General features: G+C 43.8%; 9 protein-coding genes and 1 other RNA gene. All 10 read left to right on the forward strand.

What is annotated here, in order from left to right:
• Nucleotides 1-46 precede the first annotated feature (46 nt).
• The 10 genes from ffs to QL898_RS06825 all read left to right on the forward strand — a co-directional run bounded on the left by ffs (nucleotide 47) and on the right by QL898_RS06825 (nucleotide 13,281).
• Nucleotides 47-143: signal recognition particle sRNA small type (gene ffs, locus QL898_RS06780), an RNA gene on the forward strand.
• A gap of 266 nt (nucleotides 144-409) precedes the next feature.
• On the forward strand, nucleotides 410-1,006 hold the full coding sequence (locus QL898_RS06785) for a LemA family protein (protein ID WP_201548292.1): 597 nt from the start codon (nucleotides 410-412) through the stop codon (nucleotides 1,004-1,006).
• A 13-nt stretch (nucleotides 1,007-1,019) separates the two neighbouring features.
• Entirely contained in the window at nucleotides 1,020-3,998 is a 2,979-nt protein-coding gene (locus tag QL898_RS06790) for a M48 family metalloprotease (protein WP_290176261.1), read from the forward strand.
• A 114-nt stretch (nucleotides 3,999-4,112) separates the two neighbouring features.
• Nucleotides 4,113-5,021, forward strand: a complete 909-nt coding sequence (locus QL898_RS06795; RefSeq protein ID WP_290176262.1) for a DNA polymerase III subunit psi — start codon at nucleotides 4,113-4,115, stop codon at nucleotides 5,019-5,021.
• Nucleotides 5,022-5,113: 92 nt separating this feature from the next.
• The gene (gene serC, locus QL898_RS06800) at nucleotides 5,114-6,241 is read left to right on the forward strand and encodes a 3-phosphoserine/phosphohydroxythreonine transaminase (protein WP_290176263.1); all 1,128 of its coding nucleotides are present in this window, start codon (nucleotides 5,114-5,116) and stop codon (nucleotides 6,239-6,241) included.
• Between the two features lie 308 nt (nucleotides 6,242-6,549).
• Nucleotides 6,550-8,382, forward strand: a complete 1,833-nt coding sequence (locus QL898_RS06805) for an extracellular solute-binding protein (protein WP_290176317.1) — start codon at nucleotides 6,550-6,552, stop codon at nucleotides 8,380-8,382.
• Nucleotides 8,383-8,534: 152 nt separating this feature from the next.
• On the forward strand, nucleotides 8,535-9,314 hold the full coding sequence (gloB, locus tag QL898_RS06810) for a hydroxyacylglutathione hydrolase (protein ID WP_290176264.1): 780 nt from the start codon (nucleotides 8,535-8,537) through the stop codon (nucleotides 9,312-9,314).
• Between the two features lie 103 nt (nucleotides 9,315-9,417).
• Nucleotides 9,418-10,488 (forward strand): microcin C ABC transporter permease YejB, encoded by a 1,071-nt coding sequence (gene yejB / locus QL898_RS06815; RefSeq protein WP_290176265.1) that lies wholly within the window; start codon nucleotides 9,418-9,420, stop codon nucleotides 10,486-10,488.
• A 98-nt stretch (nucleotides 10,489-10,586) separates the two neighbouring features.
• Nucleotides 10,587-11,600: an ABC transporter permease gene (locus tag QL898_RS06820; RefSeq protein WP_290176318.1), complete on the forward strand. Its 1,014-nt coding sequence runs from the start codon at nucleotides 10,587-10,589 to the stop codon at nucleotides 11,598-11,600.
• Nucleotide 11,601: 1 nt separating this feature from the next.
• Nucleotides 11,602-13,281: a dipeptide ABC transporter ATP-binding protein gene (locus QL898_RS06825; RefSeq protein ID WP_290176266.1), complete on the forward strand. Its 1,680-nt coding sequence runs from the start codon at nucleotides 11,602-11,604 to the stop codon at nucleotides 13,279-13,281.
• The last annotated feature ends 64 nt before the right edge of the window (nucleotides 13,282-13,345 follow it).

Raw genomic sequence — 13,345 nt, forward strand, 5'->3', positions numbered from 1 at the left:
GGTTGTAAAATTAAAAATTTCTTGTATAATTTGCGACTGGTGGCTCCATTGGTAGCCTCGCAACATTGTTCTATGAATCCCGCCAGGACCGGAAGGTAGCAACGGTAATAGTTATAGTGTGTGCCGAGGATGTGCTGATGGAGTCGCTTTTTTTTGCCTAAAATTTGATAACTATATTAATAAAGCACAAAAGACATACTTGTAATGTATTAAGCCCTTCATTGTAAAGGGCTTTTTTTTGTCAAAATTTTGTCTGATGGTTATCTATTTGCTTATTTAATTTCGATTTAGTTCCCTGTTCGATTTCCTTTGTAGTTCCGATCTAGTTCTGAGGTTTTATTGATTAATATGAGTTAAAATACAATGTATTAACTTTTTATTAACATTCTAGACACCTTGGAGTTTGATTATGAAGATGTTTGTTTGGCTATTCATTGCATTTGTGGTGTTGGTGGTTGTGTTTGGGGTATCCATTTTTAATAGATTGGTACGCGCACGTAACCAAGCAAAGAATGGCTTTGCTCAAATAGATGTGCAACTAAAGCGTCGTCATGATCTGATTCCAAACTTGGTCGAAACCGCTAAGCGTTATTTGAGTCATGAAGAAGAAACCCTCACTCGCGTCATTAGTGCGCGCAATCACGCCCAAGATCTACAGGACTCTAATAAGCATCAGCCAGACTCGCTAGAGCATATGGCACTATTTGCAAAAGCAGAAGGTATGTTGTCCAAAGCGTTGAGTCAATTTTCCGCTGTCGTCGAAGCTTACCCAGAGCTCAAAGCCGATAGTATGATCAAGGAGCTCATGGATGAGTTAACCAATACGGAAAATCGCATCGGGTTTGCGCGTCAGCATTATAATGACAGCGTGATGTTTTATAATAACGATCGCGAAGTATTTCCCAATAACCTCGTCAGTACGACCTTTGGCTTTCGTCCACTCAGTCCGTTGGTATTTGAAGATAGAGAAGCGATTGCTCAGGCACCGATTGTCAATATGGGCTAAGGTTTAGATAATTTTGGCAAACTCTAGGCAGCCTAATCTGATGGATTTTTTTGGTGAACAGCGGATACGTACGCGGCGCAGTCTATTACTTTATGGACTGTTTTTCCTGATTGTACTTGCTCATATGGCAGTGGGACTGGCTGTCATGTCTATACTGCTGACAGTATTTACAGGCGGTATATACTACTGGGTATTGGTTCTGGTCATTGTCTTGACGTTAGGCAGTTTCGTTGGTGGTAGTTTTTTAGAGTATCGACGCCTGCGAGCAGGTGGCCGCGCTATTGCTCAGCGAGTAGGGGCGGTTAGGCTATTCATTGATAACAGCCAAGAAGCATGGGAGCACAGTCAAGGAGTCGCTCATCAACACGAAGCTGAAGAAAAGGTTCGCTATAGTTCACGTCATATAGCAGTACGTGACGAGCGCGATTTTCCGCCCGTTTATCGTCGCTACTATGAAATCGTTCAACAACTGGCCATTGCGGCAGGTTTGCAAACCCCTATTTTGTACGTGCTACCTGACGAGCAGGGTATCAATGGTTTCGTCGCTGGTCGCCATAGCTCAGATATGGTACTCGTCGTTACCCAAGGTGCGCTAGATAAACTGTCTGATGAGGCGCTATACGGACTCATTGGTCATGAATATGGTCATATATTGCACGGCGATGCTACGTTCAACTTACAGCTGATGGTAGTATTGGCAGGCTTGCAGATACTGTATGACTGGAGTGACCCAATATCCAATCATATCTCTAATCGTCTCTCTAATTATAATCACTTTGATAGCGATAGTATTTCCCAAAAGTCTCTATCACAAAGACAGGTTGATATGCTAGCACGCAATACAGAAGCGCAAACGGCCAATTTCACCACGCATAGTGAATGGGTCGCTTACTGGCAGCAGCAATCACAACAACAGCAGTCCTCAGCCAAGCGTCAGTCTAAATCGGTACAAATGCCACCTATCATAGATCGTCAAGCCCCGCGTAGTGTCTGGACATTGCTACTGCATGGTTTAAGCTTCTCTAGTATGGCAAGCGCGCAGTTGATTAAGCACAGTTTTAATCGTGAGCGCGAGCTACTTGCTGATGCCACTAGTGTTCAATTGACACGTACGCCTGCGATTATCGAAACCTTAAAAGCCATTCATCAAGACCCGCTCGGCTCGCGTTTGTCTGGCATCGCCGATATCAACGGACTCAGCCATTTTTTCTTTGCTAGTAGTGGGGCAGACTTAGGGGATGTGTCATGGTTTGCCACCCATCCAAGCTTGACTGAGCGTATGAGCGCTATTAATGCGGATGCTTATTATCAGTTTGCGGTACAAGTCGCCAAAGAAAAGCGAATAAATCAGCAAAAGGTCAAAGAAATATATAGGCAACGCCGCTTAGGTGATTGGGGAATAACGAAAGAAAATAGCCTAAGTGAAGATTTCCCAGAAAAAAACTTGCAGCAGTCGGCGTTACTTGGATCTCAAACATCTGCAACGATTGATACAGATGACACTAAACAGCCAAATGATAGAAAAGTTCTTGCTGAATCTATAGGCGACGGTCGTAATACGGATAGTAGCGAATCAGAGATTGATGACGGTTTAGAGTTTGCCATAGAAGCTGATGTGGTGGTCGATGGGCGGCTTCAAGTACAAGCCGAAGACGTTGGCGTTCATCAGCTATTAAAACCGTGGCAATCCAAACCTGACGCTGACCTACCAGAAAACACACTAATTGAAGTTAGCGATATTCAAAAGGTATCGCTACCTCAGTACATACTAAACCATAGTCATCATCCTTTAGGTGCGCTAGCATTAGTCGAAGCTGTCTTGTTTTGCCATCAGTATCAACCCTTATCAACAACTACCACTTATAGTTTGAATGATATTTGGAATGACGGCTTGTCTATTGAGGGTGGCACTATTGACCATGAGCAAATATTACCGCATAGGATAGATACTAAGCTGATGACAGTAGTAGCCAGTTTGGACAGGCGTTTGGACAGCGCTTTGATTGAGCTCGCCTTAAACCAATTGCGTCAACAGGATTTATCTGAACTATGTATCGAAGATCTAAAGCTTAAAAGTAAAGACGATCATAGTCACGACAGTCATCAGTACTATAAAAAACAAGAAAAATGCCGTACGATGTTGTTGCGTTATCAGCAGGGCATATTTAAGTTATTTAACCAACAGCTGACATCTGACTTAACCAAAAGCTTAGCTTCTGATTCGTCAGATAAAAATATAGCTAGTGATAACGCTCATGCGGTTGCGATTACTCTGAATAATTCATTAGCTTTAGCACATCAAAAATCGCCAATATTATCATTATGGCAAGCGTTACATTTGCAGCAGTTGCTACCGATATTGTCTAAAGTTTTACAAGATACAGACGCGCAGTCTCTATGGCCGCAAATACTAAAGACTGGTATGGAAGACGTAAGGGCGCAACTAGATCCTTCAAGTCAGGTGTTTACAGGACTTAGTAAATCAGAAGTATCAGTTGTTGTCTTATTGGCTTATCGACTATCAAAAGATGTCAAAGGCCAGATGATCTCAATGCATGACCGATCGCTATTGAGTGAAGGTAACGACAGTGTGGCGCATTATATTGTAGATTTGAGACGGCATGCGCGCTTGATTGATATTGATCTCGTGACAGTAAGTGATGTTAATTTGCAGTGGCTATTATTGACCGCACAGCATTTGAATAGCATTCAGTTATTGGCGATTGTTTCTGCGGTTCCTGTATCTGCCAATCACTATCTCAAGCGCTCGGTAGGTGCTCAGAATGCTGATAATTATCGAGAGAAGCAACAGGATGGTAGCCAAATAGATTATAATGAAAGCGAGATGAGCCAGCCGACTCATAATGAGTATCGACAATGGCTAAGTACGTTGCATACGGTGATGTTACACGATACGATAATCAGCCAAGATGAGTACGATTGTTTGCTGGCAATATCAGAGCGTTGGCTCGGTATTCGACAGCTGTTTTGACGGGTATGTATTTAGTATTTGATTTATAGTACGACGCATACTCAGTGAAAGCTGCCAAAACCATAAAAACATTTATAAATGATATAGACAAAATTAATAGGATAGTAGAGTCGAATGAGTGATACCCAAGACCCGCTAACTGTATTACAGCGCCGTGTGCAGCAACGCCAAATTCTAGCGATGATGGGTATCAATCAGTGGGTGCAGCCTGAGTCAAAAACCATCAATATGGCTGACATTGCGACAGCTTCGGTTGAGCCATTAAATGCTGACTCTACTGATATTGAGTCTAATAACAATGAAGTAGTGAGCGCTGGAATTGTAGACACAGTTGATCAACCGACTGATGGTCATGATATCAGTGATTATAACGCTAGCGACTATGTCACCGATGAGTATGAGCCTGATTTGCAAGCTACCACTGAACAGACGGCTAGTGAGCAAAGCCCTGTTACTTATAGTTTTGATTCCGTTGATTCAACTACGGTTAGCTCAAGTACTGGGTCTAACTATTATAACATCCCAAGTACTGCATCGAGTCAAACTGCTGTAACCTCTACGAATGCACCTATTGAGCAACCCCAATCTGCGCAGAGTAATTTTCCGCAAAGCGCTTTTCCGCAAAGTAATAATGATGACAGCATAAATGATGATAGCTTAAAAAAAGTAGCACCATTTGACCTGCAAGGTGGCCGCTATGGTGACTGGGTAATATTGGTTGATATCAAAGCGCTAAATAGTGACAGTCAAAAACTATGGCAAAACATCACTCAAGCGCTATCAATCACTTGCGAGACAACATCATTCCCGATTTGTGATGGCATGGATACTGCTGAGCTTGCCAATGCCAGTCTTGCAGGATATATTTTTCGAATTGGCCGAAGCGAAGAGATACAAGTTGCTGCACTGACCGTGCTACCTGATGGCCTCCAACATCCCAACCTGACTACTGTACCGACATTAGAAGAAATGCTCGCAGACAGTGATGCTAAACGTCAGCTGTGGAAGCAGATATCTCATTGATTTGTATGAAAACTAACATCGATACCAATGCCTTTATCAACGAACTGAAATAAAAAACATCCTTTTATTTCATCATACCTAGGACTGTGATTATGCCTACAACCCCAACGTCTACAGCAACTGCTACACCGCATCGCCTGCCAAATTTTTGTGCTGGACCTGCTACCATGCCAACAGCCGTATTAGCGCACGCGCAGAGCGAACTGCTTGATTGGCAAGGTCGCGGCCTATCGGTCATGGAAGTCAGTCATCGTAGCAAAGAGTATATGGCCATTACTGACAAAGCGGAAGCTAAGCTACGCACGCTTATGGAGATACCAGATAACTATAAAGTGCTATTTTTGCAAGGTGGCGCAAGTTTGCAGTTTTCTGCGATTCCGTTGAATCTGTTAAATGGCGGACGCGGTGACTATTTGACGACTGGTGCATGGTCAGGTAAAGCGATCAAAGAAGCTAAGCGCTATGAAGCATTGGGTTTGGGCGAAATTAACCTAGTTGCGACTGGTAAAGAGAATAACTTTACTGACGTACCAGCGCAAAGCGATTGGAATATCAGTGAAGACGCGGCTTACTTTCATTACTGTGCCAATGAGACAATTCATGGCCTACAGATATTTGAGCCACCACAAGTAGATGCACCAATCATTGCTGATATGTCATCTTGTATCTTGTCGCAGCCGATAGATGTGTCTAAATTTGGCATGATCTACGCGGGCGCACAGAAAAATATCGGTCCTGCAGGTCTGGTAATTGTCATTATCCGTGAGGATTTGATGGGGCAGGCAAGTGAATGGTGTCCTATGCTGCTGAACTATGAGCATCAAGCTGACAAAGAGTCTATGTCTAACACGCCAGCGACGTACTCTTGGTACTTAGCTGGGCTAGTGTTTGATTGGTTGGAAGAGCAGGGCGGTGTGGCTGCTATCGGTAAAATCAATCAGCAAAAAGCTGACTTACTTTATAAGACAATCGATGAGAGCAGTTTTTATAATAATCCAGTAGATTCTAAATATCGTTCTATCATGAATGTGCCGTTTACTTTAGCAGACAGCAGCCTCGATAAAGTATTCCTAGAAGAGTCAGAAAAAGCTGGCTTGTTAAATCTAAAAGGTCATCGTGACGTAGGCGGTATGCGAGCCAGTATCTACAATGCCGTGCCACTTGAGTGGGTACAGCAGTTGGTTGATTTTATGATTGCTTTTGAAAAAAAGCACGCCTAAGCAAGATAATAACTGCTAACGTATAAAGTCTTCATACATAAACTGCACGTTAAGAAAGGCGCAACTGATCATGGTTGCGCCTTTTTTATATTTATAAACAAACAGTTTGGTCATGCTAGCACGTAGTAATAATGGTTTGTCGTGGATATCGCTTAATGCTATCACCATTAAGTCATATCCACGGCAAACCATTAGGTTAAAAAACCTAAGTTTGTTATGATAAAATTTTGCTATAACGCTGTTTTACTGTCAGGCTTTACGTTTTGATATTTATATTGGTTAGCATAGAGGTTTGTTATAACGTCATGATAATAAAAAACGCCCTGTTAAAAGCCATGTTGCTAACCATCACCGTCAGTTGGATACCGAGCAGTATCGCTGCACCTATCACGACGACCGCGCTTGGTCACAATAGCCCCACTGAGTACATCGATGCACCTTACTTACCTTATGCCAATCCAAAAGCGCCATCAGGGGGCACGCTTTCTCTAGATGCTCGCGGTACGTTTAATAACGCCAATAAATGGATGACCACGGGTGTCGCGATGATTGGCACAGACTATCTGTATGATACTTTAATGACTGGCTCATTGAATGAAGCTTTTACCATGTATCCGCAGCTGGCAAGTAAAGTGACATATGATCCAGATGATACGAGCTGGATTATTTATCATCTCAATCCTAATGCTCGTTTTTGGGATGGGTCGGGTGTGACCAGTCACGATGTAAAAGCGACTTTTGAGGCGATATTGAACAAAGGCCCCATGTATATTCGCAGTTATCTAAGTGATATCAAAGACATTCAAATCATTAATGACCAACAAGTAAAGTTTGTCTTTGCATCTGCTGAAAACAAAGAGATTTTACTGACTGTTGGACAGTTTCCTATATTTGCCAAGTCTTCCATTGACACCGATTTTGAGAAAATCAGTCTGTCACCATTGATGGGTAGTGGTCCTTATAAATTGGGTCGCGTCGATGCGGGGCGTTCGGTAAGTTATATACGTGATCCCAATTATTGGGGTCGTGATTTGATGGTCAATCGTGGCCGCTACAACTTTGATATGATCAAGTTTGTTTATTATCAAAGTGATGAGATTGCCTTTGAAGGTTTTAAATCTGGTCAATACCGCTTTCGCCCCGAAAATAAAGCATCGAACTGGGTAACTGGGTATAATTTCCCCGCAGTGAAAGCAGGGCTTATCCAAAAAGAGACGATAACCAGTCAAAACCCAGTACCGATGCAAGCATTGGTGATGAATATGCGTCGCCCAATTTTTCAAGATATCAAAGTTCGCCAAGCACTGACGGCTGCTTATGATTTTGAATGGATGAATAAAACCCTATTTCACGGGCAGTACGAGCGTTTGCAAAGCTTCTTCCATGGCTCAGAGCTTGCTGCAACGGGTACGCCATCTGATGCAGAGATGCAGGTATTGACACCGTTATTGTCTGAGCTCGAACCGACACAGCGTAAAGCAACATTAGCAGAATGGCAGCTACCCACCAGTGATGGGAACGGCTTTAATCGTCAAGGGTTATTAGAAGCGCGCCAGCTTCTATTAGAGGCTGGGTTTTATTATGAGGATATGAAATTATATCAACCTGATGGGTCGCTTGCTCAGATTGAGATTTTGATGACAGGCGAGACCATGGGCCGTGTCTTGTTACCTTACATTCGCAATCTAAAACGCTTGGGATTTGATGCAACCTTGCGCCAAGTCGATGGGCCGCAATATTATGAGCGTATGCGCCGTTTTGACTATGACATGGTCGTGGACGTATTTGCTCAAAGCCTATCTCCTGGTGCTGAGCAAGCGGCATTTTGGGGTAGCGCTGCTGCTGACGAGCCGGGTAATCATAACAGCGCTGGTATCAAGAATGCAGCCGTCGATAAGGTCGTTGCTGCCCTTGGTAATGCTAAAAATCGTGACGAGATTGTACTGTATACACAGGTGCTAGACCGGTTGTTGCGCGCAGGTCATTATGTTGTACCGCTATACGGCAAGTCTGGCACCAATGTCGCTTACTGGGATCAGTATCGCCATACCGAAAAACTACCGACTAATGCTGTTGGTATTGATTATTGGTGGGTCGATAAAGAGGCAGAAGGGCGTATCAATAAGTATTTAAAGCAGTAGACAGTTTTTATTATAAAGTTTGACCCTGTAACAACGGACAGCTGAGCCTATATGCTGTTGCTATCAAATATATGCTGTTGCTATCAAATAACAGTTAGATTAAATAATTTAAAATAACACGTAACAAAAATAACTACCGGTAAGGATTTAACATGAGTATCCGTATTCACCCAATCAAAGCATTTAGCGATAACTATATCTGGACATTGATTAATGAAAATAATAAGCAGGCGATTGTCATTGATCCAGGTCAAGCCCAGCCGGTCATTGATTATCTAGAGACGCATGAGCTTGAGCTAACATCGATTTGGACGACTCACCATCATCATGATCATATCGGCGGCGTCGCAGAGTTACAGGAGTCGTATCCGATGACTCATCTGGTTGCGCATAGTGAGCATGGCGTCGATGAAGACCAAACTATCAAAGATGGTAGCACGGTAAGCGCATGGGGCTGCTCTGCGCAAGTCTGGGATGTGTCAGGGCACACCGCTAGCCATATGGCCTATATATTAGATATCGATGGGCAAAAGCATTGCTTCTGCGGTGATACGTTATTTAGTGCAGGTTGCGGGCGTGTTTTTACTGGTACGATTGAGCAACTGCATGAGAGCTTTAAGCGTTTGAACGGCTTGCCTCATGAGGCGCTAATGTATCCGGCGCATGAATATACGGCCAGTAACCTGCGTTTTGGCCTGTCTATTGAACCTGACAGTGATGCGATGCAGCAAGCCTTAGCACGAGCAGAAGCTCAAACTGAGCAAGGCATGGCAACGCTACCAGTGACACTAGAGCATGAGCGCGCGGTAAATGTGTTTTTACGTACACAAGAGCCAAGTGTAATCGCAGGAGTGAAATCCAAAATGCCTATCGATGATGAGAAGTCATTGACGGTATTTGCAGCGTTACGTGAGCTGAAAAACAACTTTTAAAGCAAGTTTTTAACAAATAGTTTGCTTTTAAGCACCTATTTAATATATCACAATTCGCTGCTGAACGTCATTGCCCTCTCTCTTTATTTAGGAAGTCGCCATTATGGGTCGTTATATCTTAAAAAGACTACTACTGATATTGCCGACACTATTTTTGATATTGCTTGCCAACTTTGTGATCGTACAGGCGGCACCAGGCGGGCCTGTTGAGCAGCAGATGGCACTTATCGAACAGGGCGCAAAAGACAATGCGCTTGGCGGTAATATTGGTGCGGGCAGTGCAGGTGGCAACGACAGTACTTATCAAGGCACGCGTGGTCTCTCTGAGGAGATGGTCGCCGCAATCAATGCCCAATATGGCTTTGATGAATCTGCCCCAGAGCGATTTTGGCTCATGTTAAAGAACTACGCTCAGCTAGATTTTGGTGAGTCGTTTTTTAAAGGGCAATCGGTGACCGACCTTATTATAGAGAAGTTACCAGTCTCGATATCGCTTGGACTGTGGAGTACGCTGCTCATCTATATGATAGCTATTCCATTGGGGGTGTATAAAGCGATGCATCATGGCTCAGGCATTGATAAAGCCACGGCTATGCTGCTGGCGATCGGACATGCGATACCTGTGTTTGTCTTTGCAGTGATTTTACTGGTTTTCTTTGCAGGTGGCAGCTACTGGAATATCTTTCCATTACAGGGACTGACGTCCGAAAATTTTGATCAGCTAAGCGCACTTGGTAAAGTAAAAGATTATTTTTGGCATTTGGCGTTACCTTTACTGGCAAGTACTGTAGGCGGTTTTGCAGGTTTGACCTATCTGACTAAATTCAGCTTTTTAGAGGAACTGGGCAAGCAGTATGTACTGACCGCTCGTGCTAAAGGCATAGATGAGCGTCAAGTGCTATACGGCCATGTGTTTCGCAATGCGATGTTGATTATCATTGCAGGTATTCCAGCTGCTATCGTTGGTATCTTCTTTGCGGGTAATTTTTTGATTGAGATTATCTTTAAACTAGATGGCTTGGGCTTGTTAGGGTTTGAAGCCATTCAACAACGCGATTATCCAGTGATATTTGGCACGCTATTTATCTTTACCTTAGTGGGGCTGCTACTGCAATTAATCAGTGATTTGAGTTATCACTTAATTGATCCTCGTATTGATTTTGAGGGCCGCTAATGTCAAATAATCAATCTTCATCAAAAAGCAGTCCTATTAATAGCGAACCAGATAAAGCGCCAATGCCTGAGCAGCTATCTACCACAAGAAAGCAACGCTTGAACCCTATATGGCAGGCGCGTCTAAATCGCTTTCGCCAAAATCGTCTTGGGGTGATATCACTATTTGTTTTCGCAGTGATATTTGTCATCTGCATGGCGGCCAATGTTATTGCTAATGACAAACCATTACTAGTGCAGTATCAAGGCGACTATTATTTTCCGGTATTAAAGGCCTATCCTGAAACGACGTTTGGTGGTGTATTTGAGACCGAAACCAATTATAAAGACCCTGCAGTGCAGTCGCTGATTGATGAGCAAGGGTTTTATATGATGCCGCCTATCCCGTTTGCCGATCAGACGCCCAACGTCGAGCTTGGTCTACCTTATCCAGCAGCACCCAATGCTCAGAACTGGCTTGGTACTGATGATATGGGACGTGATGTGCTGGCACGGATACTTTATGGTATGCGAGTGTCGTTACTGTTTGGTTTGGCCTTGACGCTTGCGGGCGCACTGATTGGGATTATCGTTGGTGCGGTACAAGGCTATCATGGTGGCTGGGTAGATCTGGCAGGGCAGCGATTTATGGAAGTATGGGGCGGTATGCCTCAGCTGTTTATGATTATTATTTTGGTCAGTTTGTTTAGTCCTAGCATTATTATGCTGTTCGCCATGATGCTACTGTTCGGTTGGATGGGTTTGGTCGGTTTGGTACGGGCAGAGTTTTTGCGAGCCCGTAACTTTGACTATGTGCGAGCTGCACGCAATTTAGGCGTTTCGGACAGCCAAATCATGATCAGACATATCTTACCCAATGCGTTAGCTTCTAGTTTGTCGCAGTTGCCATTTATTCTAACGGCCAATATTATCGCTTTGACTGCGCTGGATTTCTTGGGATATGGATTGCCACCTGGCTCGCCGTCTCTTGGTGAGCTAATGGTACAAGGTAAAAATAACCTCGATGCACCTTGGCTTGCTTTGTCAGGATTCTTTAGTTTGACCTTTATTTTGTCATTGCTCATCTTCGTTGGCGAAGCGCTGCGTGATGCATTTGATCCGAGGCGTTCTTAATATGACTAAAAATATTATCGCCACCGAGCAAAACAACGCACCAAATGAAATCCCTAATCGTGCACAAGATAAACTTATGCTAACCGTAGATAAGCTTACTATCACAACTGCTACAGGTGTCCAGCTAGTCGATGCGCTTTTTTATCAGCTAAGACAAGGGCAGACCTTGGCCATCGTTGGTGAGTCAGGCTCTGGTAAATCAATTGCCAGTCTTGCGCTACTAGGTTTGTTACCAGATAGTTTAACGATTACTGGTGAGGTGCAGCTTGCAAGTACAACAGGCATGTCGACCTTGCCCATAGCGAATGATAAGGCGCGTAATGCCGCACTACGGTCTATTCGTGGACAGCGTATCGGTATGGTGTTTCAGGAGCCGATGACCGCATTAAATCCGTTGCATACGGTTGCGCAACAAATTGCTGAATCGTTGCGTTTAAGCGGCGTACCTAAGAAGCAATGGCGAGACACTAGCATCGCTTTGCTAAATGATGTCAATATTGCAGATCCTGCTGACAAATTGAATCGTTACCCACATGAGTTATCAGGTGGTCAGCGCCAGCGAGTGATGATTGCCATGGCATTGGCTCAGCAGCCTGATATTCTAATTGCTGATGAGCCAACGACTGCGCTCGATGTGACATTGCAGCATGAGATTTTGATGCTACTAGATGATCTCAAACGCAAGCACAATATGGCGATGATATTAATCAGTCATGATCTCAATATGGTCAGGCGCTATAGTGATGAGGTCATCGTTATGCGCCAAGGTCAAACGATTGAACAGGGTAAAACGTCTGTGGTATTTGATCAGCCTAAGGCCGATTATACTCGCACACTTATCAAGCAAGACTTTGGGCAAGCATTAACTATAAAAGACGATAATGCAGATAAACAATCAAGCGTACTAGAAGTGAAACGCCTTAACGTACAGTTCCCAATTGAAAAAGGTCTGTTTGGTGGTACCAAGCGCTGGTTTGATGCGGTCAAAGATGTCGATATGGCACTGCAGAAAGGTCAGGCATTGGGTATCGTCGGTGAGTCTGGCTCTGGTAAAACCACCATTGCATTGGCACTTAGTCAACTACTGAGCAACCAAGCACGTGTGAATGAGCAGATAGCCGTCAATGATCAAGATATCTCAGCATTATCCAAAAAAGCGCTACGTAACTTCCGCTCGCAGATACAGATGGTATTTCAAGATCCATTTGCCAGTATTAATCCGCGTATGACGGTCATGCAAATCGTGGAAGAAGGATTGTTAGTACAAGGCGTGGATAAAGTCGCCCGTCAGCAAGCGGTGCTAGATAGTCTTGCTACGGTACATTTGCCTTTATCATTTGCGCAGCGTTATCCTCATGAGCTGTCAGGTGGCCAGCGTCAACGCGTGGCACTGGCGCGTGCCCTCATTATGAAACCAAGCTTACTTATATTGGATGAGCCGACCTCCGCGCTCGATAGCACCACACAGGTCACAGTAGTTAGTTTATTACGTGAAATTCAAGAAAGACTGCGAATCAGCTATGTCTTTATCAGTCATGATCTCAAGGTAGTACGTGCACTGTGTCAGCATATCATGGTATTAAAACAAGGAGTGTGTGTGGAATCTGGACGTACCGAAGATCTTTTCAATCACCCACAACATATTTATACTCAGCAACTGTTAAAGACAAGTACTGACTAGTTTAATCGACTTACTGTAGCCACTTAAATTGATCAATCAAATCAAGCGACTAAAATAAGCGGCT

It is taken from the genome of Psychrobacter sp. APC 3279 (assembly GCF_030407795.1).
GTDB lineage: Bacteria > Pseudomonadota > Gammaproteobacteria > Pseudomonadales > Moraxellaceae > Psychrobacter.